The sequence below is a fragment of the Streptomyces sp. NPDC059787 genome (genome assembly GCF_042732315.1).
Lineage (GTDB): Bacteria > Actinomycetota > Actinomycetes > Streptomycetales > Streptomycetaceae > Streptomyces > Streptomyces atrovirens.
Genome location: NZ_JBHWHX010000046.1, coordinates 27,960 through 51,268, shown reverse-complemented (window position 1 = coordinate 51,268; position 23,309 = coordinate 27,960). Strand labels below are relative to the sequence as shown.

19 protein-coding genes are annotated in these 23,309 nt (G+C 71.6%); 8 read left to right on the top strand and 11 right to left on the bottom strand.

All coding sequences use genetic code 11. The features are described 5' to 3' along the window. Positions 1–90: 90 nt before the first annotated feature. Genes ACFV5H_RS31190 through ACFV5H_RS31180 form a run of 3 tightly spaced genes read right to left on the bottom strand, consistent with a single transcriptional unit; the run spans position 91 to position 3,681 of the window. Positions 91–2,373 (bottom strand): FtsX-like permease family protein, encoded by a 2,283-nt coding sequence (locus ACFV5H_RS31190; RefSeq protein ID WP_385198261.1) that lies wholly within the window; start codon positions 2,371–2,373, stop codon positions 91–93. Between the two features lie 43 nt (positions 2,374–2,416). After that, complete coding sequence (locus ACFV5H_RS31185; protein WP_385057186.1) at positions 2,417–3,169, bottom strand: ABC transporter ATP-binding protein; 753 nt, start codon at positions 3,167–3,169, stop codon at positions 2,417–2,419. After that, on the bottom strand, positions 3,166–3,681 hold the full coding sequence (locus ACFV5H_RS31180) for a PadR family transcriptional regulator (protein WP_085574352.1): 516 nt from the start codon (positions 3,679–3,681) through the stop codon (positions 3,166–3,168). The genes ACFV5H_RS31185 and ACFV5H_RS31180 overlap by 4 nt, the downstream gene beginning before the upstream one ends. Before the next feature lie 129 nt (positions 3,682–3,810). Between ACFV5H_RS31180 and ACFV5H_RS31175 the strand changes: the two genes are divergently transcribed. The 5 genes from ACFV5H_RS31175 (at position 3,811) to ACFV5H_RS31155 (ending at position 10,452) form a co-directional block, all read left to right on the top strand. Then, complete coding sequence (locus tag ACFV5H_RS31175) at positions 3,811–5,082, top strand: ABC transporter substrate-binding protein (RefSeq protein WP_385057184.1); 1,272 nt, start codon at positions 3,811–3,813, stop codon at positions 5,080–5,082. A gap of 180 nt (positions 5,083–5,262) precedes the next feature. After that, a complete protein-coding gene (locus tag ACFV5H_RS31170; protein ID WP_385198259.1) occupies positions 5,263–6,885 on the top strand; it encodes a glycoside hydrolase family 13 protein in 1,623 nt (540 codons plus the stop codon). 29 nt (positions 6,886–6,914) lie between these two features. After that, the gene (locus ACFV5H_RS31165; protein ID WP_385198258.1) at positions 6,915–8,249 is read left to right on the top strand and encodes an ABC transporter substrate-binding protein; all 1,335 of its coding nucleotides are present in this window, start codon (positions 6,915–6,917) and stop codon (positions 8,247–8,249) included. A 5-nt stretch (positions 8,250–8,254) separates the two neighbouring features. Then, positions 8,255–9,616 (top strand): ABC transporter permease subunit, encoded by a 1,362-nt coding sequence (locus ACFV5H_RS31160; RefSeq protein WP_385198257.1) that lies wholly within the window; start codon positions 8,255–8,257, stop codon positions 9,614–9,616. After that, positions 9,613–10,452: a carbohydrate ABC transporter permease gene (locus ACFV5H_RS31155; protein WP_073937105.1), complete on the top strand. Its 840-nt coding sequence runs from the start codon at positions 9,613–9,615 to the stop codon at positions 10,450–10,452. The genes ACFV5H_RS31160 and ACFV5H_RS31155 overlap by 4 nt, the downstream gene beginning before the upstream one ends. Positions 10,453–10,557: 105 nt before the next feature. Here the strand turns inward: ACFV5H_RS31155 and pgl are convergent, their stop codons facing one another. From pgl to tkt, 5 genes are read right to left on the bottom strand one after another with little or no spacing between them, the layout of a single operon-like run. After that, positions 10,558–11,343, bottom strand: a complete 786-nt coding sequence (gene pgl, locus ACFV5H_RS31150) for a 6-phosphogluconolactonase (RefSeq protein ID WP_385057177.1) — start codon at positions 11,341–11,343, stop codon at positions 10,558–10,560. Continuing rightward, positions 11,340–12,395 (bottom strand): glucose-6-phosphate dehydrogenase assembly protein OpcA, encoded by a 1,056-nt coding sequence (gene opcA / locus ACFV5H_RS31145; protein WP_385057175.1) that lies wholly within the window; start codon positions 12,393–12,395, stop codon positions 11,340–11,342. Before opcA ends, pgl begins: the two co-directional genes overlap by 4 nt. Further along, positions 12,392–13,915, bottom strand: coding sequence for a glucose-6-phosphate dehydrogenase (gene zwf / locus ACFV5H_RS31140; RefSeq protein WP_085574344.1), 1,524 nt, complete (start codon positions 13,913–13,915; stop codon positions 12,392–12,394). The genes opcA and zwf overlap by 4 nt, the downstream gene beginning before the upstream one ends. A 4-nt stretch (positions 13,916–13,919) precedes the next feature. Beyond that, positions 13,920–15,038 carry a transaldolase gene (gene tal, locus ACFV5H_RS31135; protein ID WP_385057174.1) on the bottom strand — a complete coding sequence of 373 codons (1,119 nt, stop codon included), beginning with the start codon at positions 15,036–15,038 and terminating at the stop codon, positions 13,920–13,922. A 34-nt stretch (positions 15,039–15,072) separates the two neighbouring features. Next, the gene (tkt, locus tag ACFV5H_RS31130; protein ID WP_385057172.1) at positions 15,073–17,160 is read right to left on the bottom strand and encodes a transketolase; all 2,088 of its coding nucleotides are present in this window, start codon (positions 17,158–17,160) and stop codon (positions 15,073–15,075) included. A 345-nt stretch (positions 17,161–17,505) separates the two neighbouring features. On the opposite strand from tkt, the gene ACFV5H_RS31125 reads away from it, so the two are divergent. The 3 genes from ACFV5H_RS31125 to ACFV5H_RS31115 all read left to right on the top strand — a co-directional run bounded on the left by ACFV5H_RS31125 (position 17,506) and on the right by ACFV5H_RS31115 (position 20,169). Continuing rightward, positions 17,506–18,459: a heme o synthase gene (locus ACFV5H_RS31125; RefSeq protein ID WP_385057170.1), complete on the top strand. Its 954-nt coding sequence runs from the start codon at positions 17,506–17,508 to the stop codon at positions 18,457–18,459. Positions 18,460–18,552: 93 nt separating this feature from the next. Continuing rightward, entirely contained in the window at positions 18,553–18,885 is a 333-nt protein-coding gene (locus ACFV5H_RS31120; protein ID WP_385057168.1) for a hypothetical protein, read from the top strand. Between the two features lie 177 nt (positions 18,886–19,062). Continuing rightward, positions 19,063–20,169 (top strand): amidohydrolase family protein, encoded by a 1,107-nt coding sequence (locus ACFV5H_RS31115; protein WP_385057167.1) that lies wholly within the window; start codon positions 19,063–19,065, stop codon positions 20,167–20,169. A gap of 11 nt (positions 20,170–20,180) precedes the next feature. On the opposite strand, the gene ACFV5H_RS31110 is transcribed toward ACFV5H_RS31115, so the two are convergent. The 3 genes from ACFV5H_RS31110 to ACFV5H_RS31100 form a co-directional block, all read right to left on the bottom strand. Continuing rightward, positions 20,181–21,215, bottom strand: a complete 1,035-nt coding sequence (locus tag ACFV5H_RS31110; protein WP_385057165.1) for a heme A synthase — start codon at positions 21,213–21,215, stop codon at positions 20,181–20,183. A gap of 161 nt (positions 21,216–21,376) precedes the next feature. Then, positions 21,377–22,147 carry an ABC transporter permease gene (locus ACFV5H_RS31105; RefSeq protein ID WP_385057163.1) on the bottom strand — a complete coding sequence of 257 codons (771 nt, stop codon included), beginning with the start codon at positions 22,145–22,147 and terminating at the stop codon, positions 21,377–21,379. A 180-nt stretch (positions 22,148–22,327) separates the two neighbouring features. Continuing rightward, on the bottom strand, positions 22,328–23,251 hold the full coding sequence (locus tag ACFV5H_RS31100; RefSeq protein WP_385057161.1) for an ABC transporter ATP-binding protein: 924 nt from the start codon (positions 23,249–23,251) through the stop codon (positions 22,328–22,330). Between the last annotated feature and the right edge of the window lie 58 nt (positions 23,252–23,309).

Here is a 23,309-nt window from a genome sequence, read left to right as displayed (position 1 = left end):
CTGACATTCAGCCCCTCCGGCGTCTGAGGAGCGGGGTCTGGGGCGGAGCCCCAGGTTCGGGACGGGAAGGGGCGGCGGGGGCGAAAGAAGTCAGGCCACCGAGCTCAGCGTGTCCGCGAGGCGGCGTCGGGCCGCTCGTGCCGCCGGGAGGGCGGCGAGCGCAGCTGCGCCAAGTACCGCCGCCGCGCCGAGCGGCACGAGCAGCGCGGGGGAGGGAAGCCGGGCGATCCCCGCGCCGATGCCGCTCGATCTTCCCTGGGCGTCGATCAGCCAGTGCGCCAGCGGCAGTCCCAGGGCCGTGGCGAGGAGCACGGCCGCCAGAGCCGTACCGGCCGTGGCGGTGACCGTGACGGCGGTGATCTGCCGGGGGGTCAGGCCGATGGCCTTGAGCGCCAGCAGATCGCGTTCGCCCTCGCGGACCGTGCCGCCGATCGCCGTCAGCAGCTCGATCAGCCCGATCAGCGCGAGGACCACGATCAGCCCGAGGACCACCGCGCGCAGCGGGGACAGCCCGTCGGCCGGGTTGGCCACGGTGTGCACGTCCAGATGGCCGCGGCCCGCCGCCGTCAGCCGCTCGGCGACCGCGGCCGGGTCCGCGCCGGAGTCCAGCCGGAGCTGGTAGAGGGCCGGACGCAGGTCCGGGTCGTTGGCGCGGAGCGTGTCCAGCGAGGTGGAGATGGTCCGTCCGGCGTTCTCCGGTTCGATGCTGCGGCCGACGATGTGCAGGATCTGCGGCCGGTCGCCGACGGTCATCCGCACCCAGTCGCCCACCCGCACGTGCAGCAGGTCGAGCAGCCCCTGCCCGGCCACCGCCTCGTCCGGCCCGCGCGCGGGGCGCCCCTCGGCCAGCGTGAACGGGTACGGCTCCGCACGGGTGCCGAGGCCGCGCAGGGCGATGGTGGCGGTCTGGCCGGGAACCAGCGCGGCCACCTCCACACCCGGATGGGCGGCGGCGACCTGAGGGTCGCGCTCCAGCAGCGCGCGGGTCTCCCGGTCGCCCAGCGAGGCGTCCGCGCGGACACTGAGCGCCGTGGGCAGCCCCATCCGCTCCGGACTGCTGTGGAACCGGTCGATGGTGGTCCACGCGCTCAGCGCCACCACGATCAGCAACAGCGGCAGCGTCAGCCTGCCCACCGCGCCCAGCGAACGCGGCCGGCGGGTGAACGCCTTGTGCCAGCCCAGGACCAGCGCCGGCGGCACCCGTGCCCCCAGCGCCCGCCGCGCCACACCTGTCAGCCGCCCGGCCGGGGGTGCCGCCGGGCGCGGCACCGGCACCGGCGGCACCCGTCCCGCCCGCCAGGCGGCCAGCCCGGTGGTCGCGCCGATGAACAGCACCGCCCCGGCCGGTACGACGAACAGTGCCGCGGTGTGTCCGGGCAGCCCCTGCCACACGTCGACCGCGTCCCCGAGCCGCCCCGGCACCGCGCCGCCCAGCGCCTCGGTGAGCACGGCGGCGGCCACGGCACCGAGCAGGGCGTAGCCGAGGTGCTGGAGCAGGAAGACGCGGACGACCTGGCCGGGCGTGAAGCCGATCGCCTTGAGGATCGAGATGTCCCGCAGGTGCCCGCGGATCCGGGTGGCGATCGCCCCGTGCACGGCGAACCCGGCGGCGGCGAGCGCGCCCAGACCGAACAGGCCGAGCACCTGCCCGAGCAGCCGGTTGTCGCCCTGCGCCTCGGCGCGCGCCTGCTGCCAGGTGGCCACCTCGCCGATCGCCCCGGCGCCCAGCTCGGTCACCGCCCGCTGCACGGCGTACCCGGTGTCGCCCGGGTCGGTCAGCCGCAGCCCGACCACCTGGCCGCCGGGATCGGCCACCGCCGACGGCAGCGCCCACACCAGGCCCGCCCGCTCACCCGGCCGATAGCGCGGCTCGGCGCTGTCGGCGACACCCACCACGGTCAGCCGCCGCGTGGTGCCGGGCACCGTGAGCGTGTCACCGGGGGCGGTCAGCAGCGCCCGCGCGAGCCGGCTCTCCAGGACCACCCCGTCGGGGGTGGCCGGGTCCAGCCAGTGCCCGGAGGTGATCAGCGGGCGGCCCACCTCGGGCTCGGCGGAGGTGCCGCGCAGTTCCACGGAGGCCCGGCCGCCCCCTGAGACGAGGGTGACCGAGGCCGTCGGGTAGGGACCGGCGACGGACTCCACGCCGTCCAGGCCGGTCAGCTCCCCCGCGTCGGCGGAGGCGGTGGTGTGCAGCGTGACGTGCGCGCCGTGCGCCTGGGCGAAGACCCGCTGCCAGGGGTTGGTGGCGTACCCGAACAGGGCCGTGGCCAGCAGCAGCGACGCGACGATGCCCGCGGTGGCGAGCACCAGGAACAGCGCCTCGCCGCGGTGCGTACGCAGATCGGAGTGCGCCCAGCGCAGGGTGGCTCGCACGGGCGCTCAGCCCTTCGGTGCGGGGCGGTCGTGGAAGCGCATGTCAGTCCTTGAGCTCCAGCACACCGGACGTCCCGGTCCGGCGCGGCGGGGTGCCGCCGTCGAGTGCGGCGTCGTCGGCGATCCGGCCGTCGAAGAAGCTGATCACCCGGTCCGCGGCGCTCGCCAGCCGCGCGTCGTGCGTGACCAGCAGGATCGTCTGCCCGCGCGCGTGGAAGCGGGACAGCAGCCGCATCACCTCGCGGGTGCCCCTGCTGTCCAGGCTGCCCGCGGGCTCGTCGGCCAGCAGCAGCGGCGGATGGTTGACCAGCGCCCGGGCCAGCGCGACCCGCTGCTGCTCACCGCCGGACAGCTCGCCCGGCATGCTCCGCTCCTTGCCCGCGAGACCCAGCTCGGCGAGGAGTTCCTCCCGCCCGGCGCGGGCCTTCTTCGGCGGTACCCCGGCGAGCAGCGCGGGCAGCTCCACGTTGTCGGCGACCGACAGGTCGGAGACGAGGTTGAAGAACTGGAAGACGATCCCGATCCGCTTGCGGCGCTCCACCGCCCAGCGGGCCTCGCCGTAGCCGTCCGTGCACGTGCCGTCCAGCCAGATGCTGCCCGCGTCGGGCCGCTGGAGCCCGCCGAGCAGGTGCAGCAGCGTCGACTTGCCCGCACCGGACGGACCGGTGATCGCCACGAACTCGCCGCGCGCCACCCGCAGGTCGACCCCGCGCACGGCATGCGCCGGGGCGCCCTCGCCGTGGTGCGTCTTGACCAGGCCTTCGGCACGCAGCACTTCAGCGGTGCGCTCGCTCACTGAAGCTCCTCCAGCTCCTCCTGGCACCGCTCCAGCCAGTCGAGGTCGGCCTGCAGGTGCAGCATGGCGCCCTCGATCAGCAGGTGGGAGATGCGGTTGTCCCGGTCCTCGGCGGCGGCCAGCTTCGACAACTGCCGCATGGTGTTCAGGTACTGGCGCCGCTGTCGGTTGATCAGCGCGATCTGGTCGGCGAGACCGGTCTGCGGGGCCAGGGCCAGCTTCATGAAGAACTCGTCCCGCACCCGCGGTTCGTCCGCCGTCTCCTCGTACCAGGCGCGCAGCGCCTCCCGCCCGGCGTCGGTGAGGTGGTAGACCTTCTTGTTGGGCCGGCTCGACTGCTCGACGTCCTCGCCCTCGATCAGCCCCGATTTCTCGAGGCGGCCGAGGGTGACGTAGATCTGGCCGACGTTCGGCTGAGGGTACGCGGAGCCCAGCAGTTGCTCAAGGTCCTGCTTGAGCTCATAGCCGTGGGCCGGGCCACGGGCGAGCAGCGCCAGGAGGGGCAGCCGCACTCGTGCTCTCCTCCTCGCGTCCTGTGGGTAATGTGCCGCAGGGCCTAGTATCGCGCATACCTAACGGGTATACATGGCCTCTGACCCCCGGACGATGGTGCCCGGGTGCCGGTGTACAGGGAGGAACCTATGCGGTGGATCCATGCCGCGGGTAGGGGCCTCCTCGTCCTGATCGTCGTCCTGACCGGTTACGTCGCCTCCGGGGCGCGGGCCGACGAGGCCGGCGGGGGCGGTCGCGGACCGCTCACCCTGGCCACCGCCGGTGACCTCACCGGCTATCTGGGCTCCGTGCTGGAGGGCTGGAACCGCACCCACCCCGGCGAGGAGGTCACCCTCGTCGAGCTGCCCGACTCCGCCGACGAGACCCGCGCGCAGATGATCACCGACCTGCGCGGCGGCGAACGCGGCCGGTTCGACGTGCTCAACATCGACGTGAGCTGGACCTCGGAGTTCGCCGCCGCCGGCTGGATCCGCCCGCTGCCCCGCGACCGCTTCCCGCTCGGCACCTTCCTGCCCCGGGTCGTGGACACGGCGACGTACGACGGGCGCCTGTACGCGGTCCCGTACGTCACCAACGCCGGACTGCTCCTCTACCGCAAGGACGTCCTCGCCGAAGCGGGCGTCCCGCCCCCGCGCACCTGGGCCGATCTCGAACGGGCCGCGAGGACCCTCGCCCCGGAGCACGGCCTCGACGGCTACGCCGGCCAGTTCCTGCCCTACGAGGGTCTGACGGTGAACGCGGCCGAGGCCGTCTACTCGGCCGGCGGCACCATCCTCGGCGACGAGGGCGAACGCGTCACCGTGAACTCACGGGCGGCCAGGGACGGCATCGGCTTCCTCGCGCGCGGAGTCCGCGAGGGCTGGATCCCCCGCGAGGCACTGACGTACAAGGAGGAGGAGTCCAAGCGGGCCTTCCAGGACGGCCGTCTGCTCTTCCTGCGCAACTGGCCCTACGCCTACGTCGCCGCCTCCGCGCCGGGCTCGAAGGTCGCCGGCAAGGTCGGTGCCGTACCGCTGCCGGGACCGGACGGTCCGGGCACGAGCGTCCTCGGCGGCTCCAACCTGGCCGTCGCCGGCCACGCCCGGCACCCCGACTCCGCCGCGCGCCTGATCGCGTACCTCGCCAGCGAGCGCGTGCAGCGCCAGGTCCTCACGCGCGGCGCCCTGCCGCCCGTACGGGCCGACCTGTACGACGATCCGGAACTGGTCCGGCGGTTCCCCTACCTGCCGACCCTGCGCGAGAGCGTGCTCGCCGCCGCCCCGCGCCCCAAGAGCCCGCACTACGACCAGGTGAGCCTGGTGGTGCAGGCGGTGGTGCACGACGCGATGACCGGGCGGCAGACGCCCGGGGCCGCGGTGCGCCGGCTGGCGGGCGAGCTGGCCGCCGTCTCCTCGCGATAGAACCCTCCCTGGTTACATGTTAGGTAACGCGGACGTCTCAAACGCGCCCGTTATGCCCGTCTAAGTACCTGTATGGACCGGGCAACTCCACGGTACCTTGCGCACGTTCATTGACACTCTCGCGACCTCGATACCTAACATGCATGCATAACGAGCACTTCTCACAGACAGGTCAATGGGGTGAACAGGCACCACTGGTGGCGTGACGCGGTGATCTACCAGGTCTACGTCCGCAGCTTCCTGGACAGCACCGGCGACGGCATCGGCGATCTCGCCGGGGTCAGGGCCGGGCTGCCGTACCTGAAGAAGCTCGGCGTGGACGGGATCTGGCTGAGCCCCTTCTACCCCTCGCCGCAGCACGACCACGGCTACGACGTGGCCGACTACACCGGCGTCGACCCGGTCTTCGGCGACCTCGCCGAGTTCGACCTGCTGGTCGACGCCGCCCGGCGGCTCGGCGTCAAGGTGCTGCTGGACATCGTCCCCAACCACTGCTCCAGCGAGCACCCCTGGTTCCGCGCCGCCCTCGACGCGGCCCCGGGCAGCCCCGAGCGCGCCCGCTTCCACTTCGCCGACGGCCGCGGCCCCGACGGCGCCGAGCCGCCCAACAACTGGCACGCCATGTTCGGCGGCCCCGCCTGGACCCGGATCACCGGGCCCGACGGCCGGCCCGGCCAGTGGTACCTGCACATGTTCACGCCCGAACAGCCCGACTGGAACTGGCGCGAGCCCGAGGTCGCCGCCGAGTTCGACCGCATACTCCGCTTCTGGCTGGACCGGGGCGCCGACGGCTTCCGCATCGACGTCGCCGCCGGCCTGTACAAGCACCCGGAGCTGCCCGACTCCCCGGACCCGGAGGCCGACGCCCGTACCCGCGACTCGGTCAACCCGCTCGCCTGGAACCAGCCCGAGGTGCACGAGGTGTGGCGGAACTGGCGGACGGTGTGCGAGGAGTACACCGCCCGCGACGGCCGCGAACGCCTCCTGGTCGGCGAGGTCTCCGTCCCCACCGCCCGCGAACACGCCCGCTACGTCCGCCCGGACGAACTCCACCAGGCCTTCTTCTTCGACCTCCTCGGTGCCCCCTGGGACGCCGACGCCTTCCGCAAGGTCATCTCCGAGGCCATGCAGGACATCGCCGGCACCGGTTCCACCGTCACCTGGGTCCTCAACAACCACGACCAGGTCCGCACCGTCACCCGCTACGGCGAACCCGCCCCGGAAGGCAGCGGACTCGGCCCGGCCCGCGCCCGCGCCGCCGCGCTGCTGATGCTGGCGCTGCCCGGCGCCGCGTACATCTACCAGGGCGAGGAACTGGGCCTGCCCGAGGTCGTCGACCTGCCCGACGACGTGCTCACCGACCCGATCTTCCGCCGCACCGGCAGCCGCGCCCGGATCCGCGACGGCTGCCGGGTGCCACTGCCCTGGTCGGGGCAGGCCTCACCGTTCGGCTTCACCTCCGGCGCCGAGGGCGTACGGCCCTGGCTGCCGCAGCCCGAGTGGTTCGCCGAGCACGCCACCGACCGGGCGCTGGCCGACACCCGCTCCTCCTGGCACCTGTACCGCGACGGCCTCCAACTGCGCTCCGCCCTCGCCCAGTTGGGCGAGGGCACGCTCCGCTGGCTGGACACCCAGCCCGGCGTCCTCGCCTTCACCCGCGGCGACGACCTGGTCTGCGCCGTCAACTTCGGCACCGCCCCCGTACCCGCCCCGGTCACCGGCACCCCGCTGCTCGCCAGCGGCCCCTGCCCGCCCGGGACACTCCCCGGCTCCACCGCCGCCTGGTGGATCGACGGCTCCTGAAAGCCCGTACCAACGAAGGGACATCGACGATGATGCGACGACGTACCACCCTGCTCACCGGATGCACCGCCCTCGTGCTCGTGCTCGCGCTCGGCGCGACCGCCTGCGGCAGCGGCGACCCCGTCACGGCCGGCGGCGGCGACAAGTCGCTCGACGGCCAGACCGTCACCGTGGCCGGTGTCTGGTCCGGCAGCGAACAGAAGAACTTCCAGAAGGTGCTCGACGCCTTCACCGAGAAGACCGGTGCCAAGACCGCCTTCGTCTCCACCGGCGACAACGTCTCCACCGTCGTCGGCAGCAAGATCGAGGGCGGCAACGCCCCCGACGTCGTCATGGTCCCGCAGGTCGGCGTGCTCAAGCAGTTCGCCGAGAAGGGCTGGCTCAAGCCGCTCGACGAGAAGGTGCGGTCCACCGTCGACGGCAACTTCGCCGAGGTGTGGCGGAACTACGGCAGCGTCGACGGCACCCTCTACGGCCTCTACTTCAAGGCCGCCCACAAGTCGACCGTCTGGTACAGCCCCGAGGCCCTCGAACAGGCCGGCGTCACCCCGCCGAAGACCTACGACGCCATGCTGGAGAACGGACGGACGATCTCCGACTCCGGTCTCGCCGCCTTCTCCGTCGCCGGCCAGGACGGCTGGACCCTCACCGACTGGTTCGAGAACGTCTACCTCTCCCAGGCGGGACCCGAGAAGTACGACGCCCTCGCCGCACACAAGCTCCGGTGGACCGACCCGACCGTCGTCGAGGCGCTCACCACCCTCGGCAAGCTCTTCAAGGACGAGCAACTCGTCGCGGGCGGCCGGAAGCAGGCCCTCAACACCGACTTCCCCGGCTCCGTGGAGAAGGTCTTCGGACCGAAGGCCGAGGCCGCCATGGTGTACGAGGGCGACTTCGTCGCCGGTGTCGCCAAGGACCAGTTCGGCAGGACCATCGGCACCGACGCGAACTTCTTCCCCTTCCCGCCGGTCGGTGACGGCAAGGCGCCCGTGGTCAGCGGCGGCGACGCGGCCGTCGTCCTCAAGGACGGAAAGAACAGCGAGGCCGGCATGGCACTCCTGGAGTACCTCGCCACCCCGGAGGCCGCCGCCGTGTGGGCCGAGGCGGGCGGCTTCCTCTCCCCGAACAAGAAGCTCGACCTCTCCTCCTACGGCGACGACGTCACCCGCGCCACCGCCGAGTCCCTGATCGAGGCGGGCGACTCGGTCCGCTTCGACATGTCCGACCAGGCCCCCGCGGCCTTCGGCGGCACCAAGGGCACCGGCGAGTGGAAGATCCTCCAGGACTTCCTGCGCGACCCGGCCGACCCGGCGAAGACCGCCGCCGAGCTCGAGGGCGCCGCGGCCAAGGCGTACGGGAACTGACGGCCATGACCGCCACACTGGTGAAAGAGGCGAGCCCCCCGCCGCCCGCGCACCCCGACGGCGCGCGCGGCCGGCGCCTGCGCCGGCGGGGGCGCCTGATCGCCCTGCTGTTCGTGTTCCCCGCGCTGCTCCTGCTGGGCGCGCTGGTGGTGTACCCGGTGCTGTTCTCCGTCGGCCGCAGCTTCTTCGACGCCTCCGGAGCCGAGTTCGTGGGCGGCGAGAACTACGCCGAGATGTTCCGCGACCCGACCACCCTCAAGGCCGTCCGGAACACCGCGATCTGGGTCGTCGTGGCGCCGACGCTGCTGACCGGGCTGGGGCTGATCCTGGCCGTCCTGGTGGAGAAGGTCCGCTGGGCGACCGCCTTCAAGCTGCTGCTGTTCATGCCGATGGCCGTCTCCTTCCTCGCCGCCGGCATCATCTTCCGGCTCGCCTACGACGACGACCCGGACAAGGGCGTGCTCAACGCGGCCGTCGTGTCCGTGCACGACGCCTTCAAGGGCACGTCGTCGTATCCGGCCGCCCGTGCGCGGGACGGCGAGGGGCTGACCGAGCAGGCGGACGGGTCGTACGTCACCGGGGCGGACGTGTCGCCCGGGGGGACGGCGGCGGTGCTGGGGCTGGTGGGGGTGGCTCCCAAGGATCTGCCGGGGGGTGCCGAACCCGCCGCTGTCGCCGGGGAGGCCGGTTCCGATGAGGTGCGCGGTGTGGTGTACCTCGACTTCACGCCCGGTGGGGGAGGGAAGCCGGGGGTGGTCGACCGGGAGGAGAGCGGACTGCCCGGGGTCACGGTCGAAGCGGTGCGTGGCGGGGAGACGGTCGCCAGTACGACCACCGCGGTCGACGGGTCGTTCCGGTTCGCGGGGCTGGGCGGTGGCCCGTACGCCCTGAAGCTGCCTTCGTCCAACTTCGCGGCCCCTTACGACGGCGTCTCCTGGCTGGGCCCGGCGCTCGTCACCCCCGCGATCATCGGGGCGTACCTGTGGATCTGGACCGGGTTCGCGATGGTGCTGATCGGAGCGGGACTGTCCACGCTGCCGCGGGACGCGCTGGAGGCCGCGCGGATGGACGGGGCCAACGAGTGGCAGATCTTCCGGCGGATCACCGTTCCGTTGCTCGCGCCCGTGCTCACCGTGGTGTTCGTGACGCTGGTGATCAACGTGATGAAGGTCTTCGACCTCGTCTACATCATCGCGCCCGGTCCCGTGCAGGAGGACGCGACCGTGCTCGCGACGCAGATGTGGCTGGTGTCGTTCGGCGGCGGCAACAACCAGGGGCTGGGCAGTGCGCTGGGTGTGCTGCTGCTGCTCCTGGTCATTCCGGCCATGGTGTTCAACGTCCGTCGTTTTCGGAGGAGTCAGCGGTGAGCGCGGTGCGGCGTGTCCTGGGTAACGCGGTGGTGCAGGCGTTCCTGGTGGTGATCGGGCTGGTGTGGATGACTCCGCTGGCCGGGCTGTTCCTGTCCTCGCTGCGGTCGGCCGAGGAGACGGCGGAGGGGGGCTGGTGGACCGTGTTCACCAGCCCGGGGGAGTTGTCCTTCGAGAACTACTCGGCGTTGCTGGGGAATTCGGGTATCACACAGGCGTTCTGGAACACCGTGCTGATTTCGGTGCCGACCACCGTGCTGGTGGTGGTTGTCGCCGCGCTCGCCGGATATGCCTTCGCGTGGCTGGACTTCCCGGGGCGGGAGCCGGTCTTCCTCGTTGTGGTCGCGCTGTTGGTCGTGCCCGTGCAGATCGGGTTGCTGCCGGTCGCCAAGCTCTTCGGGCAGCTCGGGTTGTTCGGGACGATTCCGGGCGTCGTGCTGTTCCACGTGGCTTACGGGCTGCCGTTCGCGGTGTTCCTGTTGCGGAACTACTTCGCCGAGATGCCGAAGGAGATGCTGGAGGCCGCGCGGATGGACGGGGGGAGTGAGTGGCGGATCTTCACCCGGCTGGTGTTGCCGGTGGGGCGGCCGGCGATCGCCAGTCTTGCGATCTTCCAGTTCCTCTGGGTGTGGAACGACATGCTGGTCGCGTTGTTGTTCGCGGACAGTTCTTCGCAGCCGTTGACCGTGCAGCTTCAGTCGCAGATCCGGCAGTTCGGCAGCAACATCGATGTGCTGGCGCCGGGGGCGTTTCTGTCGCTGGTGGTGCCGGTCGTCGTGTTCTTCGCGTTCCAGCGGCACTTCGTGCAGGGGGTCATGGCGGGGTCGGTGAAGTAGGGGTGGGGCGGGAGGGGTTCTTCGCCCCCGCCGCCCCTTCCCGTCCCGAACCCGGGGGCGCTGCCCCCGGATCCCCGCTCCTCAAACGCCCCCAGAGGGGCTGATTCAAGCCGACGCCTGTGGATACAGCTCCCTTGGCAGCCGTGAGGCCGCCGCCTTGTCCAGGAGCCACAGGGTGCGGGTGCGGCCGTAGGCGCCCGCTGCCGGGGACTGGATCTCTCCCGCGCCCGAGAGGGCTATCTCCGCTGCCTCCGCCTTGTCCTCGCCGGCCGCCAGCAGCCAGACCTCCCGGGCCGCCCGGATCGCGGGGAGGGTCAGGGTGACCCTTGTCGGTGGGGGTTTCGGGGCGCCGTGGACGCCCACCACCGTGCGTTCCGTCTCCCGGACCGCCGGGAGTTCGGGGAAGAGGGACGCCACGTGCGTGTCCGGGCCGACGCCCAGCATCAGGACGTCGAAGGTCGGGACCGGGCCGTGGTTGGTCGGGTCCGCCGCCGCGGCCAGTTCCTCCGCGTAGGCCGCCGCCGCCGCGTCCACGTCCGTGCCGTGCGGGCCGTCCGACGCGGGCATGGCGTGCACGCGCTTCGGGTCCAGCGGCACCGCGTCCAGCAGTGCCTCACGGGCCTGGGTGACATTGCGCTCCGGGTCGCCCTCCGGCAGGAAGCGTTCGTCGCCCCACCACAGGTCCAGCCGGGCCCAGTCGATCGCGTCCCGTGCCGGGGCCGCCGCCAGCGCGGCCAGCAGGCCATTGCCGTTGCGGCCGCCGGTCAGGACCACGGACGCCGAGCCCCGCGAGGCCTGCGCGTCCACGATCTTCGTGATCAGCCGGGCCGCCGCGGCCTGCGCCATCAGCTCCTTGTCCCGGTGCACGACCAGCTGCGGTGCCGTACTCACTTCGCCGCCGCCTTCTTCACCGGTGCCTGCGCCGTCGCCCGGTCCGCGGGAGCTTTCGCCGCCGACTCGACGGGAGTGGGGACCGCTTCCCGTTCTCCTTTGGCCGGTGGTGCGTCAGCCCCCTTCGAAGACTTCAGGCGTTCCACGCCGTAGCGCAAGGCCGAGGCGTAGGTGTCGTCCGGGTCCAGACGGCGCAGCTCCTCCGCGATCAGCTCCGCCGTGTCGCGGCGCTTGAGCGCCACCGCACGCTTCGGCTGACCCTGGATGGACAGCGTCGCCAGCGAACCGTCGGCGCGGTCCAGCACGATCGGGCCGCAGTCGGTGTCCATGCGGACCGCGGTGAGCCCCGGGCCGCCGGAGCGGGAGCGCTTGACGGGGACGTCCAGCCGGTCCGCGAGCCACATCGCCAGCAGCTCGCAGCTCGGGTTGAACTCCTCGCCCTCCACCTCGACGCCCTGCACCTCGCAGGCGATCTGGTCCAGCGCCGCGGCCAGCATCGAACGCCAGGGCGTGATGCGGGTCCACGACAGGTCCGTGTCGCCGGGGGTGTAGGCGTCGGCGCGGGCGGCGAGCTCCTCCACCGGCTTCTCGCAGGCGTAGGTGTCGGTCACCCTGCGCTGGGCCAGCGCGCCCAGCGGGTCCTTCGCCGGGTCCAGCGGGGCGTTGACCGGCCACCACACCACCACCGGGGCGTCCGGCAGCAGCAGCGGCAGCACCACCGACTGGGCGTGGTCGACGACCTCGCCGTACAGACGGAGGATGACGGTCTCGCCGGTGCCGGCGTCCGCGCCCACCCGGACCTCGGCGTCGAGGCGGGACTGGGTGCGGTCACGGGGGGAGCGGGAGACGCGCTTGATGACGACCAGCGTGCGCGAGGGATGCTCGCGCGAGGCGTCACCGGCCGCCTTCAGCGCGTCGTAGGCGTTCTCCTCGTCCGTGACGATGACCAGCGTGAGCACCATGCCGACGGCCGGTGTGCCGATGGCCCGGCGGGCCTTCACCAGCGCCTTGTTGATCTTGCTGGCCGTGGTGTCCGTGAGGTCTGTCTTCATGGCCGGCGCCAGCTCCGTCCGTCTCGCTCGAGCATTTCGTCCGCCTCGACGGGTCCCCACGTCCCGGCCGGGTACTGGGCCGGCCTGCCGTTCTCGTCCCAGTACTCCTCGATCGGGTCGAGGATCTTCCAGGACAGCTCGACCTCCTCCGTGCGCGGGAAGAGGTTGGAGTCGCCGAGCAGGACGTCCAGGATCAGACGCTCGTACGCCTCCGGGCTGGACTCGGTGAACGACTCGCCGTAGGCGAAGTCCATCGACACGTCCCGGATCTCCATCGACGTGCCCGGCACCTTGGAACCGAACCGGACCGTGACGCCCTCGTCCGGCTGGACCCGGATGACGATCGCGTTGGAGCCCAGCTCCTCGGTGGCCGTCGTGTCGAAGGGGGAGTGCGGCGCCCGCTGGAAGACCACCGCGATCTCGGTGACCCGGCGGCCCAGCCGCTTGCCGGTGCGCAGGTAGAAGGGGACACCCGCCCAGCGGCGGTTGTCGATGCCGACCTTGATGGCGGCGTAGGTGTCGGTCTTCGAGGAGGCGTCGATGCCGTCCTCCTCCAGGTACCCGACCGCCTTCGCGCCGCCCTGCCAGCCGGCCGCGTACTGCCCGCGCACGGTGTCCCGGCCCAGGTCCTTCGGCAGCCGTACGGCACCGAGCACCTTGGTCTTCTCCGCCGCCAGCGCGTCCGCGTCGAAGGAGGCCGGCTCCTCCATCGCGGTCAGCGCGAGCAGCTGCAGGAGGTGGTTCTGGATGACGTCACGGGCGGCGCCGATGCCGTCGTAGTAGCCGGCCCGGCCGCCGATGCCGATGTCCTCGGCCATGGTGATCTGGACATGGTCGACGAACGACCGGTTCCATATCGGCTCGAACATCGTGTTGGCGAAGCGCAGCGCCAGGATGTTCTGGACCGTCTCCTTGCCCAGGTAGTGGTCGATGCGGAAGACCTGGTCCGGGGCGAAGACCTCGTGGACGATCGCGTTCAGTTCCTCGGCCGACCTCAGGTCGTGCCCGAACGGCTTCTCGATCACCGCGCGGCGCCAGGAACCGTCCCTCTGGTCGGCCAGCCCGTGCTTCTTCAGCTGCTGGATGACCACCGGGAAGGAGCGCGGCGGCACCGACAGGTAGAAGGCGAAGTTGCCGCCCGTGCCCTGCGCCTTGTCCAGCTCCTCGATCGTGTCGCGCAGCCGCTCGAACGACTCGTCGTCGTCGAACGTGCCCTGCACGAAGCGCATGCCCTGGATGAGCTGCTGCCAGACCTCCTCGCGGAAGGGGGTGCGGGCGTGCTCCTTGACCGCGTCGTGGACCTCCTGGGCGAAGTCCTCGTTCGCCCACTCCCGGCGGGCGAACCCCACCAGCGAGAAGCCCGGCGGCAGCAGGCCCCGGTTGGCCAGGTCGTACACGGCCGGCATCAGCTTCTTGCGGGACAGGTCGCCCGTCACGCCGAAGATGACCAGGCCCGACGGCCCCGCGATACGCGGGAGCCGTCGGTCAGCGGGGTCACGCAGCGGGTTGCTGCTCGACAAGGTCTCAGCCCTCCGAGGGGGCGAGGCGCTGAAGCTCCGCCTCGGTCGACTTCAGCAGGTCGTTCCAGGAGCCCTCGAACTTGTCGACGCCCTCGTCCTCCAGAAGCTGCACCACCTCGTCGTACGAGATGCCGAGCGCCTCGACCGCGTCCAGGTCGGCGCGGGCCTGCTCGTAGGTGCCGGAGACGGCGTCGCCCCGGATCTCGCCCTTCTCCTCGGTGGCGAACAGCGTCGCCTCCGGCATGGTGTTCACCGTGTTGGGCGCCACCAGCTCGTCGACGTACATCGTGGCCTTGTACGCCTTGTCCTTCACACCGGTCGACGCCCACAGCGGACGCTGCTTGTTGGCGCCCTCGCGCTCCAGCGCGCTCCAGCGGTCGGTGGAGAAGACCTCCTCGTACGCCTGGTAGGCCAGGCGCGCGTTGGCGATGGCGGCCTTGCCGCGCAGCGCCTTGGCCTCGTCGGTGCCGAGCGCGTCGATCCGCTTGTCGATCTCGGTGTCCACGCGGGACACGAAGAAGGACGCCACGGAGTGGATCTTCGACAGGTCCAGGCCGCGCTCCTTGGCCTTCTCCAGGCCGGTCAGGAACGCGTCCATGACCTTGCGGTAGCGCTCCAGGGAGAAGATCAGCGTGACGTTGACGCTGATGCCCAGACCGATGGTCTCGGCGATCGCCGGGATGCCGGCCTCGGTCGCCGGGATCTTGATCAGCGTGTTGGGCCGGTCCACCAGCCACGCGAGCTGCTTGGCCTCGGCGACCGTCGCGCGGGTGTCGTGCGCCAGCCGCGGGTCGACCTCGATCGAGACCCGGCCGTCCTTGCCGCCGGTGGCGTCGAAGACCGGGCGCAGGATGTCGGCGGCGTCGCGGACGTCCGCCGTGGTGATCATGCGGATGGCCTCTTCGACCGTGACCTTGCGGGCGGCGAGGTCGGTCAGCTGCGTGTCGTAGCCGTCCCCCTCGGAGATCGCCTTCTGGAAGATCGTCGGGTTGGTGGTGACGCCCACGACGTGCTGCTGGTCCATCAGCTCGGCGAGGTTGCCGGACGTGATCCGCTTGCGCGACAGGTCGTCCAGCCAGATCGCGACGCCTTCGTCGGAAAGGCGCTTGAGTGCGTCTGTCATGGAAATTCCATCTCCTACGTGTCGTATATGGGCGTCAGCGCTGGGCTGCGGCGATCGATTCCCTGGCGACGGCCGCCACGTTCTCGGCGGTGAAGCCGAACTCCTCGAACAGCAGCTTGCCGTCGGCGGAGGCACCGAAGTGCTCCAGGGAGACGATCCGGCCGGCGTCCCCGACGTACTTGTGCCACGTGAGGCCGATGCCCGCCTCGACGGCCACGCGCGCCTTGACGGCCGGCGGCAGGACGCTGTCCCGGTACCCCTGGTCCTGCTCCTCGAACCACTCCACGGACGGCATGGACACCACGCGCGTCGGCACACCGTCGGCCTGGAGCCGCTCGCGCGCCTCGACGGCGACGTGCACCTCGGAGCCGGTCGCGATGAGGACGACCTGGGCGTCGCCGCCCTCCGCGTCGAACAGGACGTAGCCGCCCTTCGCCGCGTCCTCGTTGGGCTCGTACGTCGGCACGCCCTGGCGGGTCAGCGCCAGACCGTGCGGGGTGCCCTTGCCGAACTCCTTCGTCCAGCGGGTGAGGATCTCCCGCCAGGCGATCGCGGTCTCGTTGGCGTCCGCCGGACGGACCACGTTCAGACCGGGGATGGCGCGCAGCGAGGCCAGGTGCTCGACCGGCTGGTGCGTCGGGCCGTCCTCGCCCAGACCGATGGAGTCGTGCGTCCACACGTACGTCACCGGCAGGTGCATCAGCGCCGACAGGCGCACCGCGTTGCGCATGTAGTCGGAGAACACCAGGAAGGTGCCGCCGTAGATACGCGTGTTGCCGTGCAGCGCGATGCCGTTCATCTCGGCGGCCATGGCGTGCTCACGGATGCCGAAGTGGATCGTGCGCCCGTACGGGTCCGCCTCGGGCAGCGGGTTGCCGGCCGGGAGGAACGACGACGTCTTGTCGATCGTGGTGTTGTTGGAGCCCGCCAGGTCGGCCGAGCCGCCCCACAGCTCCGGGATCACCGCGCCGAGCGCCTGGAGCACCTTGCCGGACGCGGCACGCGTGGCCACGCCCTTGCCCGGCTCGAACACCGGGATGGTGTCCTGCCAGCCCTTGGGCAGCTCACCGGCGGCGATCCGGTCGTAGTCGGCGGCGCGCTCGGGGTTGTTGTCCCGCCACTGCTGGAAGGACTTCTCCCACACCGCGCGGGCCGCCTGGCCCCGCTCCAGCGCCTTGCGGGTGTGGCCGATGACCTCGTCGGTGACCTCGAAGCTCTGCTCCGGGTCGAAGCCCAGGACGCGCTTGGTGGCCGCGACCTCGTCGTCGCCGAGCGCCGAGCCGTGCGCGGCCTCGGTGTTCTGCGCGTTCGGCGCGGGCCAGGCGATGATCGACCGCATGGCGATGAAGGACGGCTTGTCCGTGACCTTCTTCGCCTCCTGGATCGCGTCGTGGATCGCGTTCGGGTCCAGGTCGCCGTCCGGCTTCGGGGCCACGCGCTGCACGTGCCAGCCGTACGCCTCGTACCGCTTGACGACGTCCTCGGAGACGGCCGTCTCGGTGTCGCCCTCGATGGAGATGTGGTTGTCGTCCCACAGCAGCACCAGGTTGCCCAGCTTCTGGTGGCCCGCGAGGGAGGACGCCTCGGCGGAGATGCCCTCCTGGAGGCAGCCGTCACCGGCGATGCAGTAGACGAAGTGGTCGAACGGCGACTCGCCCTCGGCGGCCTCCGGGTCGAACAGACCGCGCTCGTAGCGCGCGGCCATCGCCATGCCCACGGCGTTGGCGACACCCTGGCCCAGCGGGCCGGTCGTGGTCTCCACGCCCGTGGTGTGCCCGTACTCCGGGTGGCCCGGCGTCTTCGAGCCCCAGGTGCGGAACGCCTTCAGGTCGTCCAGCTCCAGGCCGAAGCCGGCCAGGTAGAGCTGGGTGTAGAGGGTCAGGGACGAATGGCCGGCGGACAGCACGAAACGGTCGCGCCCGACCCAGTCGGCGTCCGCCGGGTCGTGCCGCATCACCTTCTGGAAGAGGGTGTAGGCGGCGGGCGCCAAACTCATCGCCGTACCCGGATGGCCGTTGCCGACCTTCTGTACGGCATCGGCGGCCAGGACGCGGGCGGTGTCGACGGCCCGCTGGTCCAACTCGGTCCACTCGAGGTCTGTGGTGGTCGGCTTGTTGCTCACCCTGAGTCAGGGCTCCTCTCCACATGGATTCGGACGGCCGGTGACTGCCCACCGGCGTGGTCGAGCCTACCCCCGTAGGACATGCGTTTTTCCGGGTCGTTCCAGAGTGCGGGCACTCCCGTGGATCCGCCTCCTGACCGGTCCGTTCTCCCCGTTCGGCAGATGAATACGGAGCCGCTCATCCGGGTGCTCAATCGAGCTTCGGGGCGCACCTAGGAGGGTCCCGGCCAACACGAGCGGACCCCCGCGAATGTCCGGGTCTGGGCAACGTCTAGAGTGGCGTGGTACGCGCGAGCCTTTACCGCCACTTCACCTGGGGAGGCTTGCTGGGATGTCTCTGTAGGGGTGTGCGTGACGGCCGTTGAATCCCGTCCAGCGGGGGTACTGGGGGCGAGTCAGAGCCCTGCTCATCGGCCGTTCGGGGCCCGTGTGATGGCATTCGTGGCTCTCACCAAGCCGCGGATCATCGAACTGCTGCTCATCACCACCGTCCCGGTGATGTTCCTGGCGCAGCAGGGCGTGCCCGACCTGAGGCTGGTGCTGCTGACCTGCGTCGGCGGTTACCTGTCCGCGGGCGGCGCGAACGCGCTCAACATGTACATCGACCGCGACATCGACGCGCTGATGGACCGCACCTCGCAGCGTCCGCTGGTGACCGGCATGGTCGGCCCGCGCGAGTGCCTGGCCTTCGGCATCACCCTCGCGGTCGTCTCGACCCTGCTCTTCGGGCTGACCGTCAACTGGCTGTCCGCCTGGCTCTCCCTCGGCGCGCTCCTCTTCTACGTCGTCGTCTACACGATGATCCTCAAACGGCGTACGTCGCAGAACATCGTGTGGGGCGGCATCGCCGGCTGCATGCCGGTGCTGATCGGCTGGTCCGCGGTCACCAACTCGATGTCGTGGGCGCCGGTCATCCTCTTCCTCGTCATCTTCTTCTGGACGCCGCCGCACTACTGGCCGCTGTCCATGAAGGTGAAGGACGACTACGCGCGCGTCGGCGTGCCGATGCTGCCGGTCATCGCCTCCAACAAGGTGGTCGCCAAGCAGATCGTGCTCTACAGCTGGGTCATGGTCGCGGTGTCGCTGCTGCTCACCCCGCTCGGCTACACCGGCTGGTTCTACACGGCGGTCGCCCTCGCGGCGGGCGGCTGGTGGCTGTGGGAGGCGCACGCGCTGCTGAACCGCGCGAAGGCCGAGGTGACGGGCGGCAAGCTGAAGGAGATGCGCCTGTTCCACTGGTCCATCACCTATGTGTCGCTGCTCTTCGTGGCCGTCGCGGTGGACCCGTTCCTGCGGTGACCGCTCCTTGCTCGCCGACCGGGCGGGGTACGTGGTCAAGGCCACGGACCCCGCCCGTCGCCGTTCGATCTACCCGTCGGTAGCATCCTGGTCATGGCAGACACGCAGCAGGTGGACCCGAAGGCCGAGCAGAAGGCGGCCCGGCTCGCCAAGCAGATCAGCGGCTTCGCCACGGCACACGGCGGCGCCGAGGGACAGATCGCCTACCTCGGACAGCGCGGCGCCCGCATCGTCCTCGTCGGCGAGGACGGCGACTGGGGCGACGTCTTCGCCCCGTCCGTGGAGATCGCCGAGAAGGCCGTGGAGAAGGCGGGCATCACGGTGCACGAGAACTTCGACGGCGAGTTCGCGGCAAAGGTGAGGACGGGGCCGTACGAGTGGAGCCGCATGGCGGGAATCCAACTCGGCGGCTCTTCCGACAGCTGAGCGGCAGTCGGCCCGGGGCGCGGGGCCGTACCGACACGCGGCTCCGCCGCGTGGGCGCGAACAACCCGGGACGGCCCGCACCCGCCGGACCGACCGGCACCCGGCGGACGCGCGACCTCTTCCGGGGTTCACCCGTTAGGACCTGTGACGCCCACGGTCCACTACGGGGAGCCCCGGATGATCGAAACACCCTCACTCGTGGACCAGTACTGCCACGGAGTGCTCCGCACGGAGCTGGGCCTGGGCACCTTCGAGGCCCAGCTCGCCCGGACCGAGGGCCCGCCCGCCCCCGGAACCACCCTCTTCGACACCCAGACCGGCTTCGCCGTACGCCGCTGGTGTCCACCCCTGCTCGGCCTGGAACCGCACTGCCCGCCCGCCCGCTACCTCGCCCGGCGCCGTGAACTCGGCGTGATCGAGGCCGGGCGGCGGCTGCTGCGGGGCAGCGGCATCACCGCCTACCTCGTCGACACCGGGCTGCCCGGCGACCTCACAGGACCCACCGAGCTGGGCACGGCCGGGGACGCCGAGGCCCACGAGATCGTCCGCCTGGAACAGCTCGCCGAACAGGTCGCCGACACTTCCGGCACCGTCGAGTCCCTCCTCGCCAACCTCGCCGAGTCGGTGCACGCGGCCGCCGCGCACGCCGTCGCCTTCACCTCCGTCGCCGGCGTACGGCACGGCCTGGCGCTCGCCCCCGAGCAGCCCGGACCGGGGGAGGTGCGCGGCGCGGCGGGGCGCTGGCTGGCCTCCCGCCGGGTCGGGGACGAACTGAGCGACCCCGTGCTGCTGCGGCATCTGCTGTGGATCGCCGTCGCCTCGGGCCGGCCCCTCCAGCTCCACGCCGGTCTCGCCGCACCGGGCGCCCGCATCGACCGCACCGACCCGGTCCTGCTGACCGACTTCGTGCGGGCCACCGCCGGTCTCGGCACGGACCTCGTGCTGCTGCACGGCTACCCGTACCACCGGCACGCCGCCCATCTCGCCGGTGTCTTCCCGCACGTCTACGCCGACTGCGGCGCCGCCCTGGTCCGCACCGGCGCCCGCGCGGCGACCGTCCTCGCGGAGATCCTGGAACTCGCCCCCTTCGGCAAGATCCTCTTCTCCAGCGGCGCCCGCGGCCTGCCCGAGCTGCACGTGGTCGGCGCCCACCTGTTCCGCGAGGCGCTCGGCCGGGTGCTCGGCACCTGGGTGGCCGAGGGCGCGTGGTCGCCCGACGACGCCCGGCGGGTGGCCGGCCTGATCGCCTCGGGGAACGCGGGCAGGGTGTACGGACTGGACTGAGGACGCTGCCGTCAGCCGGCGGCGGGCTCCAGCCGTTCGGTGCGGCCGGGAGCCGGGACGGACGTCTCGTCGAGCGGGCGCTCGCGCAGCGACAGCAGCACCCGCACCACCCAGATCCACATCACGCAGGAGCCGAACATGTGCAGGCCGACCAGGACCTCGGGGAGGTCGGTGAAGTACTGGACGTAGCCGATGGCGCCCTGCGCGAGCAGGATCAGGAACAGCTCGCGGGTGCGGGCCAGCGGGCCCTCGGGGGCGTCGACCGCCTTCAGGACGAACCACAGGGCGAACGTCAGCGTCACCACGATCCACGCCAGTACGGCGTGCAGCTTGCTGACCGTCTCCCAGTCGAGCGGCATCCGCGGGACCTCGCTGGAGTCACCCGCGTGCGGGCCCGCGCCGGTCACCACCGTGCCGACCGCGATCAGCAGCGCGGAGGCGACCACCATGAACCACACCAGCTGCTGCACGGCCTTGCCGACCAGCGGCCGGGGCGGCTCGTCGCCCTCGCGGGTGCGCTGCCACATCACCGTGGCGATCGCGATCAGCGCGGTGGAGAGCAGGAAGTGCGCCGCGACCGTGTACGGGTTCAGGCCGACGAGGACGACGATGCCGCCGAGGATCGCGTTGCCCATGACGACCCAGAACTGCGTCCAGCCCAGCAGGGTGAGGCTGCGCCGGTACGGCTTCTCCGAGCGTGCGGCGATGATCGCCCAGCCGACGGCGGCGCAGAGCACGTACGTCAGCAGGCGGTTGCCGAACTCGATGACGCCGTGCAGGCCCATCTCACTGGTGGTGGTGAGCGAGTCGTCGGTGCACTTGGGCCAGGTGGGGCAGCCCAGGCCGGAGCCGGTCAGGCGTACGGCACCGCCGGTGACCACGATGACGATCGCCATGACGAGCGCGATGAGGGCCGCCCGGCGGACGGTCCGGGGGTCCGGGGTCCAGCGTGCGGCGATGAAGGCGAGTGGGTTGCGCAGGGCCGTCCGGGCGTCGGCGCGGGTCACGTTTGGCACGCGTCCCATCGTAGGACGCCGCTTGTGCATGCTTTCACTAGGGTCTGACTTGGCCGGGGGGAGGTCGCGCGGCCCGGCGTTTGCGGGGTGCCCCAGAGGGGGGTGCCCCCGGCCCGCCCGTGCCGCCCCGGGGGGCACCTCCCAGGCCCTTGAGGCACTGGGGAGGCGCGACTGCCCGCGGGAACGCAGTCCTACTCCCAGCGGAAGAACCGTCCGGCCGCTGCGAGGCCCGCGATCGCCCACGCGGTGAGGATGCCGAGGTCGCCCCACGGGATTCCGGCGCCGTGCCGGAGGACGTCCCGCAGGCCTTCCGACAACGCGGAGATGGGCAGCAGGCCGAGCACGTCCTGCGCCGCGGCCGGGAACTTGTCCAGCGGTACGACCACCCCGCCGCCGACGAGCAGCAGCAGGAACACCAGGTTGGCGGCGGCGAGCGTCGCCTCGGCCTTGAGGGTGCCCGCCATCAGCAGGCCGAGCCCGGAGAAGGCGGCGGTGCCGAGGACCAGCAGCAGGAACACCGCGAAGGGGTTGCCCTGCGGGGACCAGCCGAGCGCGAGCGCGATCACCGTGACGAGGATCACCTGGAGGACCTCGGTGACCAGCACCGACAGCGTCTTCGCGGTCATCAGTCCCCAGCGCGGCAGCGGTGACGAGGCCAGCCGCTTCAGCACGCCGTACCGGCGCTCGAAGCCGGTCGCGATGGCCTGCCCGGTGAACGCCGTCGACATCACCGCGAGCGCGAGGATGCCGGGGGCGAGGAAGTCCACCGCCTCGCCCGCACCGGTGTCCACGACGTCCACGGTGCTGAAGAGCACCAGCAGCAGCGTGGGGATGATCACCGTCAGCAGCAGCTGCTCGCCGTTGCGCAGCAGCATCTTCGTCTCGAGTGCGGCCTGCGCGGCGATCATGCGCGTCAGGGGAGCGGCCCCCGGCCTCGGGGTGTAGGTGCCGGTGGCCGTCACGAACGCAGCTCCTTGCCGGTGAGCTCCAGGCCGTGTCTTCCCGGGGGACAACCCTTGGACCCCCGGCCGATCTCCGTGCGGACGGACATCACGAACGCAACTCCTTGCCGGTCAGCTCCAGGCTGTGTCTTCCCGGGGGACGACCCCCGGACCCCCGGCCGATCTCCGTGCGGACGGACATCACGAACGCAACTCCTTGCCGGTCAGCTCCAGGAAGACGTCTTCGAGGGTGTGGCGTTCCACCGAGATGCGGTCCGGCATCACCCCGTGCTGCGCGCACCAGGACGTCACCGTGGCGAGCAGCTGCGGGTCGACGTTGCCGACGACCCGGTACGAGCCCGGGGCCACCTCGGCGCCCGAGGAGTCGGGGGGCAGGGCCTTCAGCAGGGACGCCATGTCCAGTCCCGGCCGTCCGGAGAAGCGGAGCGTGTTCTCGGCGCCGCCCCTGCACAGCTCCTCGGGGGAGCCCTGGGCGATGACCCGGCCGGCGTCGATGACCGCCACGTCGTCGGCCAGCTGCTCGGCCTCGTCCATGTAGTGGGTGGTGAGGACGACGGAGACGCCGTCCGCGCGCAGATCCCGGACCAGGTCCCAGGTGGCGCGGCGGGCCTGCGGGTCGAGGCCGGCGGTCGGCTCGTCCAGGAACACCAGCTCCGGGCGCCCCACCACGGCCATCGCCAGCGCGAGCCGCTGCTGCTGGCCGCCGGAGAGCCGCCGGTACGACGTACGGCCGCAGGACCCGAGCCCGAGCCGCTCGATCAGCGCGTCCACGTCCAGCGGACGCGCGTGCAGCTTCGCCACGTGGCGGAGCATCTCGTCCGCCCGCGCGCCCGAGTAGACGCCGCCGGACTGGAGCATCACCCCGATCCGGGGCCGCAGCGCCGCCGACTGCTTCACCGGGTCGAGGCCCAGGACGCGCACCGTGCCGGAATCCGGCCGCCGGTACCCCTCGCAGGTCTCGACCGTGGTCGTCTTGCCCGCCCCGTTGGGGCCGAGCACGGCGGTCACGCCCTGCCGGGTCACCAGGTCGAGGCCGTCCACCGCGGTCTTCGTGCCGTACCGCTTCACCAGGGCCTGCACCTGGACCACGGGCTCACTTCGCATGGGTCACGAGTCTAGGGAGGCGGCCGGGGCGTCAGGGCGCCGGGTGCGGGAACTCCTC

Coding starts and splice junctions, on each gene's coding strand:
- opcA (WP_385057175.1), bottom strand. CDS start 12,395: ATGAAGACAGACCTCACGGACACCACGGCCAGCAAGATCAACAAGGCG.
- ACFV5H_RS31115 (WP_385057167.1), top strand. CDS start 19,063: ATGATCGAAACACCCTCACTCGTGGACCAGTACTGCCACGGAGTGCTC.
- tal (WP_385057174.1), bottom strand. CDS start 15,038: ATGACAGACGCACTCAAGCGCCTTTCCGACGAAGGCGTCGCGATCTGG.
- ACFV5H_RS31100 (WP_385057161.1), bottom strand. CDS start 23,251: ATGCGAAGTGAGCCCGTGGTCCAGGTGCAGGCCCTGGTGAAGCGGTAC.
- ACFV5H_RS31175 (WP_385057184.1), top strand. CDS start 3,811: ATGCGGTGGATCCATGCCGCGGGTAGGGGCCTCCTCGTCCTGATCGTC.
- ACFV5H_RS31120 (WP_385057168.1), top strand. CDS start 18,553: ATGGCAGACACGCAGCAGGTGGACCCGAAGGCCGAGCAGAAGGCGGCC.
- ACFV5H_RS31165 (WP_385198258.1), top strand. CDS start 6,915: ATGATGCGACGACGTACCACCCTGCTCACCGGATGCACCGCCCTCGTG.
- ACFV5H_RS31110 (WP_385057165.1), bottom strand. CDS start 21,215: ATGCACAAGCGGCGTCCTACGATGGGACGCGTGCCAAACGTGACCCGC.
- ACFV5H_RS31160 (WP_385198257.1), top strand. CDS start 8,255: ATGACCGCCACACTGGTGAAAGAGGCGAGCCCCCCGCCGCCCGCGCAC.